The following is a 16,978-nucleotide window of genomic DNA, read 5'->3' on the forward strand; positions in this document are numbered from 1 at the left end:
AACTCGGGAATTGGCGGAGTATATTAATATAACCGCCATTTTTAATGCGAAATTGGCTATCGGTAAGTTGAGTATATGGATCGAGCGAGAGCCGCTCCAAGCCGTATTTTTCGGAGTGGTTTCTCCGGCGCGTTGCAAAGGCGCGCTCCCAACCTCTTTGCTTGAGCAGGACTGTCGGCATGGCGCGAAAAAAACATGAGGACGAAGCGGATAACCACGAGCGCTGGCTGGTTTCGTACGCCGACTTCATGACACTGCTGTTTGCTTTTTTTGTCGTCATGTACGCGGTGTCGTCGGTCAACGAAGGCAAGTACCGGGTACTGTCGAATGCGCTTGGCAATGCCTTTGGCCAGGCGCGCATGTCGCCGCTGGTTCCGCCGAATCCGGTACAAGTCACGCCGCAGCTACCGCTGCGGCCGATGCAGTTGGGGTCCTCCAAGCCACGCAACAGCGAAGCGCTGCGGCGCGAGAAAGAGCACATGACCGCGATGGCGCGCAGCCTGCTCGATGCGCTGGCGCCGCTGGTGAAACAGGGCAAGGTGCGCGTCACCCAAAGCAGCCGCGGCGTCAACATCGAAATCAACGCCAGTGTCCTGTTTGCTCCCGGTGAAGCGAAGCTGACGGCCGAGTCGAGCCAGGCGCTGATCGCGGTGGCCGCGGTGCTGAAGGGGAGCGAACATGCGATCCAGGTTGAAGGTCATACCGACACCATCCCGATCGCCACCGCGATGTTTCCCTCGAATTGGGAATTATCGGCGGTGCGCGCCGGCAGCGTGGTGCGGCTGTTCATCGAGCAAGGCGTGGACAAGCAACGCCTGACCGCAGTCGGTTATGGCGACACCCGGCCGCTCGGGCCCAACGACACGCCGGACGGGCGGCAACGCAACCGCCGGGTTGAAGTCGTGATCCTGTCGTCGCTGCCGGAAACCGTGACCGAGGTGCCGGTCTCAGCAACTGGCGTCGCAGCCGGCAAGTGAACGCCGGGCAGGCATGGGCGGCGCCATGTGGTTTCAGCAGGATAAAGCGGCGACGCACAAGACGATGTCAGGTCGCGAACCACGGTCCGCGTTATCGTTGGTTTGCTGATGGATGCTTGAGAAGCGCGGAATTGCCGAAAAAGCCGCAATTTCCGGCTTTATGTGGCGATCAGCCGGCGATCAACCGATGGCTTGAGCCGCGCACGGTGGATTGACCATCCGGGCCGTAGAAACTGCCGCCGGCGCCGGCGGCAGTTTGCAATACATTCAGTGCGCCCTGGTTGCGTGCCAGATGCTTGCCAATCAATATGCCGTTGGTGCGATTCAGTTCCCTGGCCGCTTCGGCATGGGTGCGCAAGTCGGTCCAGAGCCGTTGCGCGGCGTGGTGCCGACCTTGTTCCAGCCAGGCCCGCATGCCGTTTTCGTCGGCGTCGTGGTCCGCGGCAGCCAGCGCCGTGTAGCGCGCCCGGCCGAGCGCCACCATGCGGTTGATCAAGAGATTTTTTTCTGTGGTTGTTTCCGGCAGGCCGTCGATTCCAGTCGCCATCAACAACTCTTGCTCCCGTTGCAGCAATGCCAGCAGGTTTTGCACTACCTGTTGTTCTTCGGCCAGATTGCCGGCAGGATCGGGGAGCGTCGTGGTCATTGTCAGTTTTTGCGTGAATGAATCAGATCGCGTACCGATTCCAGCAAGCCGGTGGCGACTTTTTCGGGGTCAACCTGGAACTGGCCGCCGGCAATCGCCGCCTTGATTTCCTCGACCTTGCCGCTATCGAATACGGCGCCGCTGGCCACCTGGCCGGACAGCGCCTTCAGTTGCGCGGAAATATGCACGTTGTCGGAGGCCGGCGCGGCGCCGGCCGCAGCGGCCGCGCCCGTTTTCCCGGCGCCGCTGCCGCCACGTGTCTCGGTCGAGGCAACCGGCAGGCCGGTGGTTTTCTTGATCGAATTATCGATTTTCACGACATCATCCTTGTCTGGTTAGGGCAAATCGCCTCAGGGCGCACCTGATTATCGACGATATCGCCACAAACTTTAACATTTGGCCGCGTACTCGCAAAACTGGCCGATCGATCAAAAACGAACTTCCAGCACGCCGCCGGCGCGGGCCACGCCGCTCACCAGTTGCCCGGCCGCGGTACGCGCCTGGGCGATCTGGCCTTCATTGGCATTGTTGACCGCGCGGCCTTCGCCGGAGATGCGAAACCCCGGCCCGATGGTGACCAATTGCACGGCCTGGCCGCTCCGGATCGCCTGCTGGTTGCGCAGCGAATCCTCACGCAACGGCGCGCCGAGGGGCAGGGAACGTGCCACGCTGCGGCCGATGGCTTGCGAAGGGTCGGTCACGATGCCGGGCGGCAACGTGGTCAGATCACCTTTCAGCGTCGCGATATCGTCGGCGCCAATTACCTGCCCTTGCGCCAGCGGCGCGGCGGCGGCCACGTATTCGGCAAGGATGCGCACGCGTGCTGCCACATACACCGTCCACGAGGCCGGTGCAGTGCAGCGCACCCCGACCGTGGTCTTGCCCCAGGCGCGGCTGCCGTTCGCCAGGAAAGCCGTGGGGGCCGGGCAGGCGGCCAGGTTCAGGCGCGAATCGACGGCGTCCACTTCAACCTCGACGGTGCCGGGCAGCCCTGCTGCCTGCGCGCGCAGGAATTGCTGCGCGGTTTTCTGCAACGTGGCCAGGTCCTGGCGAGCGTCGGCGGCGTGCGCGATAACCACCGGCGACAGCAGCGAGATCAGCACGACCAGGATGAGCAGAGGATTTTTCATATCGACTGGGGTTTTTGGGCACGGTCAATGGTACGGATTCCGGCAGCGCTTAAAGCGTGAAACAGGGATGGGTTTGGGTGCTTGATCGGGCAATCGAACCGGTTCAGCTTTCGTATGATACGAGCTATACAAAAACCCTTATCGGCGCAAGACGCACTTTCTTGGGCCGGTCATTTCGGGAGCCGGACATGATCGGAAAGCTGGACGATGCACTGCGCTTCAATGAACTGGCGCTGAGCTTGCGCGCGCAGCGCCAGCAAATGCTGGCGTCGAACATCGCCAACGCCGACACGCCGAATTACAAGGCGCGCGACATCGATTTCAATCAGGCGCTGCAGGGGGCGTTGAACCATCAAAAACAGGCGCATGGCGGTTTGGTCAAAACCGCAACTGCGCATTTGAATGGTTCCGGCGCAATCGCCAGTGTGGGCGGTACACCGCTGCTGTATCGCACTACCGCGCAGGGCAACGTCGATGGCAACACGGTCGACATGGACGTCGAGCGCAACCAGTTTGCCGACAATGCGCTGCGCTACGAGGCGAGCCTGACGGTGGTCAGCATGCAGATCAGAAACCTGCTGGCGGCGATCCAGGGCTGATCCGGCGCGCGACTTACGGGAGTAATCCAATGTCACTCTTCAACATTTTCAATGTCGCCGGTTCCGCCATGAGCGCACAGGCGCAACGGCTGAATGCGGTCGCCAGCAATCTGGCGAATGCCGACAGCACCACCAGTTCGACCGGCCAAGTCTACAAGGCCAAGCAGGTGGTGTTCGAAGCGGTGCCGCTGCAAGGCGCGGCGGCTGGCGTCAAGGTGCAGCAGGTGGTCGAAGATGCTTCGCCGGGGCGCTTGGTGTATGACCCGAAACATCCGCTGGCCGATGCCAACGGCAACGTCGCGATGCCGAACGTAAACACGGTGGAAGAAATGGTCAACATGATTTCCGCCTCGCGCTCGTACCAGACCAACGTGGAAACCATGAACGCGGCCAAGACCATGCTGCTGAAAACCCTGACCATCGGTCAATAAGATCATTCACAACAGGCTGGCGACCATCGCGCAGAAGGATTCTCATGAGCACAGTGCAAAACAATACGGTATCCCCGAGCCTGCTGGCGACGATGAATCCCGCCTCGGATAGCGGCAAAGCCAGCGGCACCGCGGCCACCGAGGATAGATTCCTGAAATTGCTGGTGGCGCAAATGAAGAATCAGGATCCCTTGAACCCGCTCGACAATGCGCAGGTGACCAGTCAAATGGCGCAGTTGTCGACCGTGACCGGCATCGAAAAGCTGAATACCACGCTGGCGGCGATGGTGAGCGGCCAACAGAGCAGCCAGGTGCTGCAGGCGGCCAACCTGATCGGGCACGGTGTGCTGGTGCCCGGATCAAGCATGACGCTGCAGGACGACAAGGCGATATTCGGCATCGAATTGGCCGAACCTGCGGACGACGTTCAAATCACGATCCGCAATGCCGACGGCCAGATCGTGCAGCAAATCAGCCTCGGCGCGCAGCAGGCCGGTGCGCAGCCGCTGGCGTGGGACGGCAAGGCCCAGGATGGCACGCAGGCGGCGGACGGCAGCTATGCCTTCGAGGTGGCGGCCGTGCGCGGCGGCGTGGCCAGCCCGGCAAGCGCGCTCTCGTTCGGCCAGGTTGGCAGCGTCTCGACCGGAGGGCAGGGCGCCACGCTCAATCTGACCGGCGGCAACAGCGTCAGCCTGGCGGATATCCGGCAAATCATCTAATCCCGGCACAACACACGAGAACTGAAACAGGAGCCAATAATGAGTTTTCAACAAGGTCTGAGTGGTCTGAATGCCGCAGCCAAGAACCTGGATGTGGTCGGCAACAACGTCGCCAACTCGGGCACGGTCGGCTTCAAGCAGGGGCAGGCGCAGTTTGCCGACATGTATGCGAATTCGATGAATGGCTCCGGCGCCTCGGTGGTCGGGATCGGCGTCAACGTCGCCAACGTGTCGCAGCAATTCACGCAGGGTAATGTCAGTTCCAGCAACAACCCGCTCGACATCGCGATCAAGGGCAGCGGTTTTTTCCGCATGGTCAGCAACGGCACCGTAATGTACGGCCGCAACGGCCAGTTCGAGCTCGACAAGAGCGGCTACATCGTCAACCCCAGCCAGGGTTATGCGCGCCTGACCGGCTACGGCACTGTGTTGAATGCGGCGACCGGCCTGCCGGCGCTGGATACCGGCAAGCAAATCGATCTACAGATCAATACCGCCGACATCGCTCCCAAGACGACGACCGCCGGAACCATGATACTGCGGCTGGATTCGCGCACGCCGATCCTGGATCCAGCGAATTTCGACATGAACGATCCTTCCACCTATGCCTGGTCAACGCCGCTGCCGGTCTACGACAGCCTCGGCAATGTCCATTCGCTGCAGACCTACTATGTCAAGACCGGACCGATTGCGCCGGCCGTCGGCAACGGCGAGTGGAGCATGTTCGCATCTTGCGACGGTGTATTGGTTGATCCTCCGCTCCCGGCAGCGCCAGGGGACCCGGTCGGCACCTTCGAATTCACCACCGACGGCGTCATCGTGCCGGACGCCCCGGCGACACCGCCGCTGACGGCCAAGCGCGCGTTTGCGATTCCGATTGGCGGCGGAGCCACGTCGCCGATCAATCTGACCGTCGATTTCATCGGCACCACGCAGTACGGCTCGGATTTCGGTCGCAGCGCCGCAACCCAGAACGGCTATGCCTCGGGCAGTCTGTCCGGCTTCAATATCGGCCCGGACGGTAGCTTGCTGGGCAAGTACACCAATGGCCAGACCTGGCTGCTGGGGCAGGTGACGCTGACCAATTTCGCCAATCCGAACGGCTTGGCGCCGCTGGGCAACAACCTGTGGGGCGAAACTGCAGCGTCCGGCGTGGCGCTCTCCGGCTCGCCGAATACCGGCACGCTTGGCACGCTGCAATCGAACGCGACCGAAGACTCCAACGTCGACCTGACCGCCGAGCTGGTCAGCATGATCACCGCGCAGCGCGCCTATCAGGCCAATGCGCAAACCATCAAGACCCAGGACCAGATGATGCAGACCCTGGTCAACCTGCGCTAAGCGCGACTGACTGTCCACAGCGGGAGAAAACATGGACCGCCTGATCTACACCGCCATGACCGGCGCCAAGCACATCCTGGCGCAGCAGGCGACCGTGTCGCACAACCTGGCGAATGCCACCACCACCGGTTTCCGGGCCCAGATCGATGCGTTTCGGGCGGTGCCGGTGCAAGGCGAGGGCTTGCCGACGCGCGCTTTCGTAGTCGATTCGACGGTCGGCAGCGACTTCGCGCCGGGACCGCTGCAGCACACCGGCCGCGAGCTGGATGTGGCGCTGCAAGGCGCCGGCTGGTTTGCGGTGCAACTGGAAGACGGCACCGAAGCCTATACCCGCCACGGCAGTCTGAAATTGAGCGAAAACGGCGTGCTGCAAACGCATAACGACCTGACGGTGTTGGGCGACGGCGGTCCGATCAGCGTGCCGCCGAACGTGAACGTGGCCATCGCCCGTGACGGCACGGTATCGGCGGTACCGACCACCAGCGACAAGAATGCCGTCAACGAACTGGGCCGCATCAAGCTGGTCAATCCGCCTGCGGATGCGCTGGTGCGCGGCGACGATGGCCTGTTCCGATTGAAGGGCGGCGGCGAAGCCGAGGCGGATGCGGACGTCAGCCTGATTGGAGGCTCGCTGGAAGGCAGCAACGTCAACGTGGTGGAAGCGATGGTCAACATGATTAGCCTGGCGCGCCAGTTCGAACTGCACATGAAATTGATCCAGAACGCCGAGACCAACGCCAATAAAGCCGCTCAGCTCCTCGCTTTGAGTTAGGTGCACAGCAGGCACAATCGATAATCAGGCGGGCGCCCCATCCGGGACGCCGGCACCGCAGGTTCGGAGGAATAATGATTCGCTCACTATGGATTTCCAAGACCGGTCTGGAAGCGCAGCAAACCCAGATGGATGTCATTTCAAACAACCTGGCCAACGTCAGCACGACCGGCTTCAAGCGCTCGCGCGCGGTGTTCGAGGACTTGCTGTACCAGACCCTGCGCCAGCCCGGTGCGCAGTCGTCGCAGCAGACGCAATTGCCGTCCGGCCTGCAGCTTGGCACCGGCGTGCGGCCGGTGGCGACCGAGCGCGTCCACACTCAGGGCAACCTGCAGCAGACCGGCAACGACAAGGACGTGGCAATCCAGGGCGCCGGCTTTTTCCAGGTGCTGCTGCCGGATGGCACCACCGCCTATACCCGCGACGGTTCGTTCCAGACTGATAGCCAGGGGCAACTGGTCACGTCGAGCGGTTACGTGGTGCAGCCGGCGATGCAGATTCCAGCCGGCGCGCAGAGTCTGACCATCGGTCGTGACGGTACCGTTTCGGTTACCCAGTCTGGCTCCACCCAGCCGGTGCAGATCGGCACCCTGCAATTGGCCACCTTCATCAATCCGGCCGGGCTGGAAAGCCGGGGCGAGAATCTGTACATCGAGACCGCGGCCTCGGGCAACCCCAATCTTGAAACGCCGGGCGAGAACGGCAGCGGCACGCTGGCGCAGCGTTACGTCGAAACCTCGAACGTGAACGTGGTCGAGGAACTGGTCAACATGATCCAGACCCAGCGCGCCTATGAAATCAACAGCAAGGCCATCACCACGTCCGACCAGATGCTGCAACGGCTGTCCCAACTGTAATGTTCAAGCAAGCGTGAACGGGCGCGGTTGCAACCCGGCCCGGATGCGCAATGGAGTGGATATGAAATACCTGTCGCCCCTAGTTTGTCTGACCATGCTGCTGGTGCTGGGCGGTTGCGCCAGCGTGCCGGATTCGATCGTGATGCAGCCGACCAGCGCGCGCCCGCAACCGGCGGCGGCGATGGCGCCGGCGAATGGCGCGATCTTCCAGAGCGCGGCTTACCGGCCGTTGTTTGAAGATCGCCGTGCGCGCCTGGTGGGCGACGTGATCACGATTGCGATCGTTGAAAAGACCGCTGCCGGCAAATCCGCCAACAGCAACGGCAGCAAGACCGGCAGCGTCGGCTTCGGCGTGTCCAAGCTGTTCGGGGTGCCGGCCAGCACGACCCGCGATTCTTCGTTCGCCAGCAATGGTGCGCTCAAGTTTGAAGACAAGGGCGGCGTCAATTCCAACAACAACTTCACCGGCACCATCACGGTGACGGTGGTCGACGTCCTGCCGAACGGCAACCTGGTGGTCAGCGGCGAGAAACAGATCGCGCTCGACAAGAGCACCGAATACATCCGTTTTTCGGGTGTGGTCAGTCCCGACAATGTCGTCGCCGGCAATGTCGTGCCGTCGACCCAGGTGGCCGATGCGCGGGTCGAGTACCGCACCAACACCAATATCGACAAGACCGAAGTGATGGGGGCGCTGGCGCGCTTCTTCCTGAGCGTCATGCCGTTGTAGAACAGAAAGGCAGGTTTGAACATGACAATCCAGCCCACCATTGGCTTGACCCGCAGGCTGCTGCTGGCGGCCTTGTGCGCGGCCGGTATCGGCGCCGCGCCGGCGCTGCATGCCGAGCGCCTGAAGGATCTGGCCAGCATTCAGGGCGTGCGGCAAAACCAGTTGATCGGCTACGGCCTGGTGGTCGGGCTGGACGGCAGCGGCGACCAGACCACGCAAACCCCGTTTACCGTACAAAGCGTGGTCAGCATGCTGCAGCAGATGGGCGTCAACCTGCCGCCGGCCAACCGCATGCAGTTGAAGAACGTGGCCGCCGTGATGGTGACTGCTTCGCTGCCGCCGTTCGCGCAGCCAGGTCAGATGCTGGATGTCACGGTGTCGTCGATGGGGAATGCCAAGAGTCTGCGCGGCGGCACGCTGGTCATGACGCCGTTGAAAGGCGCCGATGGCCAGATCTACGGTATGGCGCAGGGCAGCATATTGGTCGGTGGCGCCGGTGCCGCGGCCGGCGGCAGTTCGAAGCAGATCAATCACCTGAGCGTCGGCCGCATTTCGTCCGGCGCCACGGTCGAGCGCGCGGTGCCCAGTGCCGTGGGCCAGGACAACGTGATTCATCTGGAACTGAATTACAGCGATTTTTCCACTGCCAGTCGCGTGGTGCAGGCGGTCAACAATCGCTTCGGCGCGAATATCGCGGCGGCGCAGAATGGGCGCGTGATCCAGGTGCAGGCGCCGGCCGGCAGCAACGAGCGGGTGGCATTCCTGGGCGCGCTGGAAAGCCTGGACGTGACGCCGGCGCAAATGATGGCGAAGGTGATCCTGAACGCCCGCACCGGCTCGGTGGTGATGAACCAGACCGTGACGCTGGAAACCTGCGCCGTGTCGCACGGCAATCTGTCGGTGGTGATCAATACTGAGCCGGTCATCAGCCAGCCGGCGCCGCTATCCGGCGGCCAGACCGTGGTTACCCAGACTTCGCAGATCGAGATCAACAAGGAGCCGGGCAAGGTCATGCTGCTGCCGGGCGGCGCCTCGCTGGCCGAGGTGGTCAAGGCGCTGAATGCGATCGGTGCCACGCCGCAAGACCTGCTGGCGATCCTGCAGGCGATGAAGGCGGCCGGCTCCTTGCGAGCGGAACTGGAAATTATTTAACGCATCATGCTAAGCGCCGCCAACAATATATCCGGCCAGCTCGCCATCGACCAGAAGGGCGTGGGCGACTTGCGCCAGGCGGCGCGCCAGAACTCCCCGGAAGCGCTGAAAGCTACCGCGCGACAGTTCGAGGCGCTGTTCCTGAACATGGTCATGAAAAGCATGCGCGACGCCACGCCGCAGGAAGGCGCGTTCGACAACCAGCAAAGCCGGATGTTTACCTCGATGCTGGATCAGCAACTGAGTCAGAACATGGCTTCGCGTGGCATCGGACTGGCCGACGTGCTGATCCGACAATTGTCCAATACGGCCGGCAAACCGGCTGCCGATGCGCCGGCCGCGCTTCCGGGCAACAATGGCGTGGCCGCCCTGCCACCGCGGCCCAATCCGATGCTGGCGCCGGTCGCCAATCCGTCGCAGCCGCCGCATGTGCAGGCCTTTTTGTCGCGACTGGCCCCCGAGGCCGAGGAAGCCAGCCGCAGCACCGGTATTCCGGCCAGATTCATGCTGGGCCAGGCGGCGCTGGAAAGCGGCTGGGGCAAGCGCCAGATCACCGGAGCTGACGGCACTCCGAGTCACAACCTGTTCGGCATCAAGGCTGGCGGCAACTGGGGCGGCAAGGTGGTGGAGGCGACCACCACCGAATATGTGAATGGCGTGCCGCAAAAGAGGGTGGAAAAATTCCGCGCCTACGATTCATACGCCGATTCGTTCCGCGACTACGCCCGCCTGTTGCGCAACAATCCGCGTTATGAAAACGTGCTGACCAATGCGCAGGATGTGAAAGGTTTTGCCCAGGGATTGCAGAATGCCGGCTATGCAACCGACCCGAATTATGCCTCCAAGCTGACCCGCATCATTGCTCAGGCCGCTGCCGGATCGGTTCGGGAAAGCGGCAGTTAAAGTTTTTCGGTGCGGATGCCGATGACACGGTATCGGTAGCTTGCGCGCCGCACCATCACAGAAGAAGAGACCATGGGCTCGAATATCCTCAGTATCGGCAAGAGTGCCTTGAACGCGGCCCAGGTCGGGCTCAGCACGACTGGGCACAACATTGCCAATGCTGCAACCCCGGGCTATAACCGCCAAGTCATGATCCAGGGCGCGGCCAATGCGCAGAACCTCGGATTCGGCTTCATGGGGCAGGGGGTCGAGGTGACCACCATCCAGCGCGTCTACAACGAATTCCTGAGCAACCAGGTGGTGGCTTCGCAAAACGCAAAAACCGCGCTCGATACCTACCATGCGCAAATCAGCCGCATCGACAATCTGCTGGCCGATACCGCTGCCGGCCTGTCGCCCAGCCTGCAGGGTTTTTTCAAGGACATTCAAGACCTGACCGGCAACCCGAACGCGGCGGCTTCGCGCCAGGCCGTGCTGTCCGGCGCGCAGACGCTGGCGGCGCGCTTCCAGAGCCTGAACAGCCAACTGGTTGCCAGCCGCGAAGACGTCAACAGTCAGATCACCGCCAGCGTCACCAGCATCAATGCCTATGCGCGCCAGATTGCGCAATTGAATGACGCGATCGAGAAAGCCAGCGCGACCGGCAGCCCGCCTAACGACCTGCTGGATCAGCGTGATCAGGTGATTGCCGATCTCAACAAGGAAGTCAAGGCGACCGTGATCAAGCAGGGCGACAACAGCTATGGTGTGTCGATCGGCAATGGCCAGCAGCTGGTGATGGGTACGCAGGCTTTTTCCTTGACGGTGTTACAGTCGGCGGACGATGCCGGGCGGCTGCAGGTGGGCTATACCGGCGGTAACGGCCGCACTATGCCGCTGGCGGAGAACGCCCTGATGGGCGGCACGCTCGGCGGCCTGTTCGAATATCGTTCGCAGACGCTGGATGTGGCGCAAAACGCGCTGGGGCGGGTGGCGATCGGGTTGGCAATGGATTTCAACGCCCAGCATGCAAAGGGACTGGACCAGAAGGGCGACGCGGGAGGGGATTTTTTTGCGGTCGGCCAGCCGCTGCCCATCGCCAACGCCGGCAACCCTTCCGACACAGTGATGGCGGCCGCTGTCAGCGACCCTTCCAAGTTAACTACGAGCAACTACCGACTGCAGTATGACGGTACCAATTACAAGGTGACGCGCTTGTCGGATGGCGCGGTCACCACCTTCAACACCTTTCCGCAAACCATCGACGGCGTCGATTTCAGCGTGGCTTCCGGTACTCCCGCGGCAGGCGACAGCTTCCTGATCAAGCCGACCGCGAATGGCGCGCAGGACTTCAAGGTGCTGATCAGCGACACCACCAAGATCGCCGCCGCCGGCGTGCCGGCGATGCCGGTGCTGTCTGCAGTCGGTAGCGCCAATACCGGCACGGGCGCCATCGTGGCCACCGGAGTCGGCCCCGGCTATGCCGCTACGCCGTTGCAAGCAGGAGAAACACTGGAGCTGAAATACGATGCCAGCGCCGTTCCGCCCGGTTTCGCCGTGACGCTGCAACCGGCGGGAACGCCGCAGCCGGCCATCCCCTACACCGATGGCGCCAGCGTCAATAGCTACGGCATCGATTTCACGATCAGCGGGACCCTCGGCGACGGCGATACTTTCATCCTGCGCCCAAGCAAAAACGTCGGCGACAACGGCAATGCGATGAAGCTGGGCGAATTGCAAATCAAAAACACGCTGATCGACGGCACCGCCAGCTACCAGGGTGCCTATTCGCAACTGGTCAGCCTGATCGGCAACAAGACGCACGAACTGGATGTGAGCCGTACCGCCGAAGCCAATCAGTTGTTGGCGGCGCGCCAGGCGCAGCAGGCGGAATCCGGCGTCAATCTGGACGAAGAAGCGGCCAACATCATGCGTTATCAGCAGGCGTATCAGGCGGCGGCCAAGCTCATGCAGACCGCCAGCACCATGTTCGACACGCTGTTGACACTCGGTCATTAAAGGCGAATTTCCATGCGCGTTTCCACCAACCTGATGTTCGAAACCGGCGCGGGCCGGATTGGCGACATGCAGTCGGCACTGAACAAGACCATGCAGCAGATCAGCACCAATCGCCGCGTGCTCACTCCGGCCGACGATGCGGTCGCGGCCGCGCGCGCGCTCGACGTCTCGCAGGCGCAGGCAGTAAATCAGCAGTATGGCGTCAACCGCCAGAATGCCAAGACTTCGCTGATGATGGTGGAGGGTGCGCTGCAAGGAGTGACGCCGCTGCTGCAGGATGTCAAGACGGCGATCGTGAGCGCCGGCAACGGCAGTATCAACGATCGCGACCGCGCTTCGATCGCCACCGAATTGCGCGGCCGTTTCGACGAATTGCTGGGGCTGGCAAACGGTACCGATGGTTCCGGCAACTACCTGTTTTCCGGATACCAGACGACGACCCCGGCCTTCGCCAAGACAGTTGGCGGTGCTCAATACCAGGGTGACGATGGGCAGCGCAAATTGCAGGTCGAGGCAGCGCGCACGATGGACATCAGTAATTCGGGACAGGAGATTTTCCAGGGTGGCGGCAAGCCCGGTGAAGATATCTTCAAGACGCTGCATGACCTGATCACGCTGTTGGAAACGCCGGTGGCGAGCGATACCGACAAGGCCAATCTGACCGCCGGCCTCGCCACCGCCAATGGCAACCTCGACAAGACCCTGGATAACGTCCTCACGGTGCGTGCCTCGATCGGCGCCCGCCTGAATGAAATCGATGCGCTGGATGACACCGGCAGCGCGCGCGATATCCAGTACCAGGAAAACCTCGCGGATCTGGTCGGGCTGGACCCGGTGGAAGCCTATTCGCGGCTAATGCAGCAGCAGATCACGCTGCAGGCAGCGCAAAAAGCGTATGTCAGCGCCTCCGGATTGTCGCTGTTCCAGTACATGTAAGGCCGCCGGCAGGTCATACTCCTGAATGTGCTGTCTGGTACCGGCCTTGAAATGGCGGAAAAACCGCCATACTCCATCTTGAATCAACGTACAGGCACGGCTGGCGGCATGCTGCCCAAGTACCGCACCAACTCGATTCCCTCCTGCAACAAGCGCTCCATCGGCGTCGCCAGATAGGGCAGCGACAGCGCGATCAGGATGAAGCCGACCGCCAGCGTGACTGGAAATCCGATGCCGAACAGGTTCAACTGCGGTGCCGCCCGGGTCAGGATGCCGAGCGCCATGTTGGTCATCAACAGCGCCGCCACCATTGGCAGCGCCAGTTGCACTCCGAGGTTGAAGATGCGCCCGCCGGCCAGAACCAGTTGCCGCACCGCTTCGCCCTCCAGCGGCGCGGGCGAGACCGGCAGTGCCGAAAAGCTCTCCACCAGTACCGACAGCAGCACCAAATGAACGTTGGCGGCGAGGTAGATCATCAGCACCAGCAGCGCCAGGAACTGGCTGACGGCCGACGAGCGCCCCTGCGATTGCGGATCAAAAAACGTCGCAAAGCCCAGGCCCATGGTCATGCCGGTCATCTCGCCGGCCATCTCGACCGCAGCAAACACCAGGCGCATGGCAAAGCCCATCGCCATGCCGATTACCATTTGCTGAGCCAGCAGCAGGATGCCGGCAACCGACATCGGATCGACCGCTGGCAGGTTGGTCACGGTCGGTGCCACGATCAGCGCGATCATGAAACCCAGCCCGACCCGCACCCGCATCGGTATGCTGCGATTGGAAAACAGCGGCGCCACCATGATCAGGCCGAGAATGCGCGACAGCGGCCACAACAGGCCGCCGATCCACGCCAGCAGTTCGGCACTGGTGATGGTGATCATGGAACGGATGCCGGCGGGCGGTTTGCGCTGCTCAAGGCGAGCGGCGGCCTAGCCAATCAGGCTCGGGATGCTGGTCAGCATCTGCCGCATGTAGTCGATCATGACCGACAGGATCCACGGCCCGGCCAGCACCAGCGCGACGAAGATGCCGACCAGTTTGGGAATGAAGGAGAGCGTCATCTCATTGATCTGGGTCGCGGCCTGGAAGATGCTGACCAGCAGGCCGATCGCCAGCGCCACCAGCAACAGCGGCGCGGACACCATCAACATCACTTCCACCGCCTGCCGGCCCATGGTCATCACGCTTTCCGGGGTCATTTCGATTTCCTCAGTAGAAGCTCTGCGCCAGCGAGCCGATCAGCAACTGCCAGCCGTCCACCAGCACGAACAGCATCAGCTTGAACGGCAGCGAGACGATCGCCGGCGACACCATCATCATCCCCATTGACATGAGGACGCTGGCCACCACCATGTCGATGATCAAGAACGGGATGAAGATGGCAAAACTGATCTGGAACGCGGTTTTCAGTTCGCTGGTGACGAAGGCCGGCACCAGCACACGGAGCGACACGTCTTCCGGCCCTTGCGGCTGGACGCTGTTGGACAGCTTCACGTACAGCGCCAGATCGGATTGCCGGGTCTGCTTCATCATGAATTCCTTCAACGGCGCCACTCCCTTGTCCAGCGCCTCGCTCATCGTGATCCTGTCTTCCGCCAGCGGCTGGTAGGCTTCGGTGTAAATCTTGTCGAACACCGGCCCCATCACGAACAGCGTCAGAAACAGCGCCAACCCGACCAGCACCTGGTTGGGCGGTGCCGACTGCGTGCCGATCGCCTGGCGCAGGATCGACAGCACGATGATGATGCGGGTGAAACTAGTCATCATCAGCAGTACCGCCGGCAGGAACGACAGCGCGGTCAGCAGCAGCAGGGTTTGCAGGCTGAGGGTATACGACTGGCCGCCGCCTGCAGTTGGCGTGCTGGTCAATGCGGGCAGGCCGGCCTGCTGCGCGCCGACCAGCAGCGGCAGGAACAGCAAGGCCAGCGGCAGCCAGCGCGCCAGTGTGCGGGGTGCGCGGTTACTGGTTGCCATGGCGCCTGTCAGCGGTCTGTTTCAACCATGCGGAAAAGGATTTGGCGGAGGCCGCGCCGCCGGCGGATGGCGCCGGGTTTTCCTGGCGCGGCATGCTGGCCAGCGCATTGACGCGGCCGGGGGCAACGCCGACCACGATCCACTGGTCGGCCACCTCGACCACCAGCACCCGCTCGCGGTTGCCGACCGAGACGCCGCCAACGATCCTCGCCACCGAGTTGCCGGTACCACGGGCAGCCCCGAAGCGCTTCAGGAGCCAGGCCGCGCCTGCCATCAATGCCAGTACCGCGATCAGGCCGAGCAGCACCTGGAGCAGGCTGGCGGTCGTGGGTGTGGCGCCGTCAGCCGCTCGCGCGCCGGCCGCCGCTAGCGCCAGCGGCAGCGCAAACCATCTCGAACCGATCATTTGTTCAGCTTGCGGATGCGTTCGGACGGCGTGATGACGTCGGTCAGGCGGATGCCGAACTTGTCGTTGACTACCACCACCTCGCCCTGGGCGATCAGGCAGCCGTTGACCAGCACGTCCATCGGCTCTCCGGCCAGGCCGTCCAGCTCGACCACCGAACCCTGCGCCAGTTGCAGCAGGTTCTTGATGGCGATCTTGGTGCGGCCCAGTTCGACCGTTAGTTGCACCGGGATATCGAGGATGAAATCGATGTCGTTATGGGTGTCGGCGCGTGGCGCGGGATTGGCGAAATCCCGGAACACTTCGGCGCTGGCGCTCTTGGCCTGCGCCGCTGCTTCCGCCTGCGCCTGTTCGGCGATGGCGGCGCCCCAGTCGTCTTCCGAGATGGCCTGGGTATCGGCAGTATCAGACATGTTCGTCTCCTTGAGATTCGGAATTGGCTTGCGTCAGCAGTTTTTCCACACGCAGCGCGTATTGGCCGTTGAGCTTGCCGTAGCTGCACTCCATCACCGGCACGCCGTCCACCTTGGCGCTGACCGTTTCTGGAATCGCCAGCGGAATGATGTCGCCGGCCTTCATGTTCAGGATGTCGCCCAGGGTGACCTTGGCAACCCCCAAGTCGGCGATGATTTCCACTTCGGCGGTCTGGATCTGCTGCGTCATCAGGCGGATCCAGCGCTTGTCCACTTCCAGCGTTTCACCCTGCAAGCTGGAAGTCAGGAGGTCGCGCACCGGTTCGATCATCGAATATGGGGTGCAGAAATGCAGTTCGCCGGATACCTGCCCGAGTTCGATGGTGAAGGTGGTTGCCACCACCACCTCGTTGGGAGTGGCGATGTTGGCGAACTGGGTGTTCATTTCGGAACGGATATATTCGAACGAGACCGGGTACACCGGTTCCCAGGACTTGGCATAGGTTTCGAACACGATGTCCAGCAGGCGCGAGATGATGCGCTGCTCGGTCTGGGTAAAGTCGCGGCCCTCGACCCGGGTGTGGAAGCGGCCGTCGCCGCCGAACAGGTTGTCCACCATCAGGAACACCAGAGTCGGGTCGAACACGATCAGCGCGGTGCCGCGGAACGGCTTCATGTGCACCAGGTTGAGGTTGGTCGGCACCACCAGGTTGCGGATGAATTCGCTGTATTTCGAGACCCGTACCGGGCCTACCGAGACTTCCGAGCTGCGGTGCAGGAAGTTGAACAGGCCGATGCGCAACAGGCGGGCGAAGCGTTCGTTGATGATTTCCAGCGTGGGCATGCGGCCGCGCACGATGCGCTCTTGCGTCGCCAGGTTATACGGCCGGATGCTGGACGGGTCTTCCGCCGGGCGCACCTCGTCCTGCTCGCCGGTGACGCCCTTGAGCAGCGCATCGACTTCTTCCTGGGACAGAAAATTATCGGCCATGAG

General features: G+C 62.4%; 21 protein-coding genes. 12 read left to right on the forward strand and 9 right to left on the reverse strand.

The features are described 5' to 3' along the window. Positions 1-179: 179 nt before the first annotated feature. Complete coding sequence (gene motD, locus ACK2VC_RS16385; RefSeq protein ID WP_486731442.1) at positions 180-977, forward strand: flagellar motor protein MotD; 798 nt, start codon at positions 180-182, stop codon at positions 975-977. A 169-nt stretch (positions 978-1,146) separates the two neighbouring features. On the opposite strand, the gene ACK2VC_RS16390 is transcribed toward motD, so the two are convergent. The 3 genes from ACK2VC_RS16390 to flgA form a co-directional block, all read right to left on the reverse strand. Beyond that, on the reverse strand, positions 1,147-1,623 hold the full coding sequence (locus tag ACK2VC_RS16390; protein WP_486731443.1) for a flagella synthesis protein FlgN: 477 nt from the start codon (positions 1,621-1,623) through the stop codon (positions 1,147-1,149). A 2-nt stretch (positions 1,624-1,625) separates the two neighbouring features. Then, positions 1,626-1,940 (reverse strand): flagellar biosynthesis anti-sigma factor FlgM, encoded by a 315-nt coding sequence (gene flgM / locus ACK2VC_RS16395; RefSeq protein ID WP_486731444.1) that lies wholly within the window; start codon positions 1,938-1,940, stop codon positions 1,626-1,628. Between the two features lie 111 nt (positions 1,941-2,051). Next, a complete protein-coding gene (gene flgA / locus ACK2VC_RS16400) occupies positions 2,052-2,753 on the reverse strand; it encodes a flagellar basal body P-ring formation chaperone FlgA (protein ID WP_486731445.1) in 702 nt (233 codons plus the stop codon). 188 nt (positions 2,754-2,941) lie between these two features. Here flgA and flgB point away from each other — a divergent pair, with 188 nt between their 5' ends. The 11 genes from flgB to flgL all read left to right on the forward strand — a co-directional run bounded on the left by flgB (position 2,942) and on the right by flgL (position 13,191). Then, positions 2,942-3,352 (forward strand): flagellar basal body rod protein FlgB, encoded by a 411-nt coding sequence (flgB, locus tag ACK2VC_RS16405; RefSeq protein WP_486731446.1) that lies wholly within the window; start codon positions 2,942-2,944, stop codon positions 3,350-3,352. A 29-nt stretch (positions 3,353-3,381) separates the two neighbouring features. Beyond that, a complete protein-coding gene (gene flgC, locus ACK2VC_RS16410) occupies positions 3,382-3,783 on the forward strand; it encodes a flagellar basal body rod protein FlgC (RefSeq protein ID WP_486731447.1) in 402 nt (133 codons plus the stop codon). A 44-nt stretch (positions 3,784-3,827) separates the two neighbouring features. Continuing rightward, complete coding sequence (locus ACK2VC_RS16415) at positions 3,828-4,502, forward strand: flagellar hook assembly protein FlgD (RefSeq protein WP_486731448.1); 675 nt, start codon at positions 3,828-3,830, stop codon at positions 4,500-4,502. A 39-nt stretch (positions 4,503-4,541) separates the two neighbouring features. After that, on the forward strand, positions 4,542-5,843 hold the full coding sequence (gene flgE / locus ACK2VC_RS16420) for a flagellar hook protein FlgE (RefSeq protein ID WP_486731449.1): 1,302 nt from the start codon (positions 4,542-4,544) through the stop codon (positions 5,841-5,843). A 31-nt stretch (positions 5,844-5,874) separates the two neighbouring features. Further along, positions 5,875-6,615 (forward strand): flagellar basal-body rod protein FlgF, encoded by a 741-nt coding sequence (flgF, locus tag ACK2VC_RS16425; protein WP_486731450.1) that lies wholly within the window; start codon positions 5,875-5,877, stop codon positions 6,613-6,615. Between the two features lie 74 nt (positions 6,616-6,689). Continuing rightward, entirely contained in the window at positions 6,690-7,472 is a 783-nt protein-coding gene (gene flgG / locus ACK2VC_RS16430; protein ID WP_486731451.1) for a flagellar basal-body rod protein FlgG, read from the forward strand. Positions 7,473-7,533: 61 nt separating this feature from the next. Next, entirely contained in the window at positions 7,534-8,202 is a 669-nt protein-coding gene (locus tag ACK2VC_RS16435; RefSeq protein ID WP_486731452.1) for a flagellar basal body L-ring protein FlgH, read from the forward strand. A gap of 21 nt (positions 8,203-8,223) precedes the next feature. Then, on the forward strand, positions 8,224-9,354 hold the full coding sequence (locus tag ACK2VC_RS16440; RefSeq protein ID WP_486731453.1) for a flagellar basal body P-ring protein FlgI: 1,131 nt from the start codon (positions 8,224-8,226) through the stop codon (positions 9,352-9,354). Positions 9,355-9,360: 6 nt separating this feature from the next. Then, the gene (gene flgJ, locus ACK2VC_RS16445) at positions 9,361-10,257 is read left to right on the forward strand and encodes a flagellar assembly peptidoglycan hydrolase FlgJ (RefSeq protein WP_486731454.1); all 897 of its coding nucleotides are present in this window, start codon (positions 9,361-9,363) and stop codon (positions 10,255-10,257) included. 72 nt (positions 10,258-10,329) lie between these two features. After that, positions 10,330-12,255, forward strand: coding sequence for a flagellar hook-associated protein FlgK (flgK, locus tag ACK2VC_RS16450; RefSeq protein WP_486731455.1), 1,926 nt, complete (start codon positions 10,330-10,332; stop codon positions 12,253-12,255). Positions 12,256-12,267: 12 nt separating this feature from the next. Next, positions 12,268-13,191: a flagellar hook-associated protein FlgL gene (flgL, locus tag ACK2VC_RS16455; protein WP_486731456.1), complete on the forward strand. Its 924-nt coding sequence runs from the start codon at positions 12,268-12,270 to the stop codon at positions 13,189-13,191. 83 nt (positions 13,192-13,274) lie between these two features. Here the strand turns inward: flgL and fliR are convergent, their stop codons facing one another. Genes fliR through fliM form a run of 6 tightly spaced genes read right to left on the reverse strand, consistent with a single transcriptional unit; the run spans position 13,275 to position 16,975 of the window. Further along, a complete protein-coding gene (fliR, locus tag ACK2VC_RS16460) occupies positions 13,275-14,072 on the reverse strand; it encodes a flagellar biosynthetic protein FliR (protein ID WP_486731457.1) in 798 nt (265 codons plus the stop codon). A gap of 48 nt (positions 14,073-14,120) precedes the next feature. Beyond that, positions 14,121-14,390: a flagellar biosynthesis protein FliQ gene (fliQ, locus tag ACK2VC_RS16465; RefSeq protein WP_486731458.1), complete on the reverse strand. Its 270-nt coding sequence runs from the start codon at positions 14,388-14,390 to the stop codon at positions 14,121-14,123. Positions 14,391-14,400: 10 nt separating this feature from the next. Beyond that, positions 14,401-15,165: a flagellar type III secretion system pore protein FliP gene (gene fliP, locus ACK2VC_RS16470; protein WP_486731459.1), complete on the reverse strand. Its 765-nt coding sequence runs from the start codon at positions 15,163-15,165 to the stop codon at positions 14,401-14,403. Further along, positions 15,152-15,571 carry a flagellar biosynthetic protein FliO gene (fliO, locus tag ACK2VC_RS16475; protein WP_486731460.1) on the reverse strand — a complete coding sequence of 140 codons (420 nt, stop codon included), beginning with the start codon at positions 15,569-15,571 and terminating at the stop codon, positions 15,152-15,154. Before fliO ends, fliP begins: the two co-directional genes overlap by 14 nt. Continuing rightward, positions 15,568-15,984: a flagellar motor switch protein FliN gene (fliN, locus tag ACK2VC_RS16480; RefSeq protein WP_486731461.1), complete on the reverse strand. Its 417-nt coding sequence runs from the start codon at positions 15,982-15,984 to the stop codon at positions 15,568-15,570. The genes fliO and fliN overlap by 4 nt, the downstream gene beginning before the upstream one ends. Then, positions 15,977-16,975, reverse strand: coding sequence for a flagellar motor switch protein FliM (gene fliM / locus ACK2VC_RS16485; protein WP_486731462.1), 999 nt, complete (start codon positions 16,973-16,975; stop codon positions 15,977-15,979). Before fliM ends, fliN begins: the two co-directional genes overlap by 8 nt. Positions 16,976-16,978 lie beyond the last annotated feature (3 nt).

The organism is Herbaspirillum sp. WTB6, from assembly GCF_057457785.1.

Excerpts from the sequence above, each read along its gene's own strand:
- flgB (WP_486731446.1), top strand. The coding sequence starts at position 2,942 with ATGATCGGAAAGCTGGACGATGCACTGCGCTTCAATGAACTGGCGCTG.
- flgF (WP_486731450.1), top strand. The coding sequence starts at position 5,875 with ATGGACCGCCTGATCTACACCGCCATGACCGGCGCCAAGCACATCCTG.
- fliP (WP_486731459.1), bottom strand. The coding sequence starts at position 15,165 with ATGGCAACCAGTAACCGCGCACCCCGCACACTGGCGCGCTGGCTGCCG.
- ACK2VC_RS16415 (WP_486731448.1), top strand. The coding sequence starts at position 3,828 with ATGAGCACAGTGCAAAACAATACGGTATCCCCGAGCCTGCTGGCGACG.
- flgA (WP_486731445.1), bottom strand. The coding sequence starts at position 2,753 with ATGAAAAATCCTCTGCTCATCCTGGTCGTGCTGATCTCGCTGCTGTCG.
- fliR (WP_486731457.1), bottom strand. The coding sequence starts at position 14,072 with ATGATCACCATCACCAGTGCCGAACTGCTGGCGTGGATCGGCGGCCTG.
- ACK2VC_RS16435 (WP_486731452.1), top strand. The coding sequence starts at position 7,534 with ATGAAATACCTGTCGCCCCTAGTTTGTCTGACCATGCTGCTGGTGCTG.
- ACK2VC_RS16390 (WP_486731443.1), bottom strand. The coding sequence starts at position 1,623 with ATGACCACGACGCTCCCCGATCCTGCCGGCAATCTGGCCGAAGAACAA.
- fliQ (WP_486731458.1), bottom strand. The coding sequence starts at position 14,390 with ATGACCCCGGAAAGCGTGATGACCATGGGCCGGCAGGCGGTGGAAGTG.
- motD (WP_486731442.1), top strand. The coding sequence starts at position 180 with ATGGCGCGAAAAAAACATGAGGACGAAGCGGATAACCACGAGCGCTGG.
- flgK (WP_486731455.1), top strand. The coding sequence starts at position 10,330 with ATGGGCTCGAATATCCTCAGTATCGGCAAGAGTGCCTTGAACGCGGCC.
- flgE (WP_486731449.1), top strand. The coding sequence starts at position 4,542 with ATGAGTTTTCAACAAGGTCTGAGTGGTCTGAATGCCGCAGCCAAGAAC.
- ACK2VC_RS16440 (WP_486731453.1), top strand. The coding sequence starts at position 8,224 with ATGACAATCCAGCCCACCATTGGCTTGACCCGCAGGCTGCTGCTGGCG.
- flgC (WP_486731447.1), top strand. The coding sequence starts at position 3,382 with ATGTCACTCTTCAACATTTTCAATGTCGCCGGTTCCGCCATGAGCGCA.
- flgL (WP_486731456.1), top strand. The coding sequence starts at position 12,268 with ATGCGCGTTTCCACCAACCTGATGTTCGAAACCGGCGCGGGCCGGATT.
- fliM (WP_486731462.1), bottom strand. The coding sequence starts at position 16,975 with ATGGCCGATAATTTTCTGTCCCAGGAAGAAGTCGATGCGCTGCTCAAG.
- flgG (WP_486731451.1), top strand. The coding sequence starts at position 6,690 with ATGATTCGCTCACTATGGATTTCCAAGACCGGTCTGGAAGCGCAGCAA.
- fliN (WP_486731461.1), bottom strand. The coding sequence starts at position 15,984 with ATGTCTGATACTGCCGATACCCAGGCCATCTCGGAAGACGACTGGGGC.
- flgJ (WP_486731454.1), top strand. The coding sequence starts at position 9,361 with ATGCTAAGCGCCGCCAACAATATATCCGGCCAGCTCGCCATCGACCAG.
- fliO (WP_486731460.1), bottom strand. The coding sequence starts at position 15,571 with ATGATCGGTTCGAGATGGTTTGCGCTGCCGCTGGCGCTAGCGGCGGCC.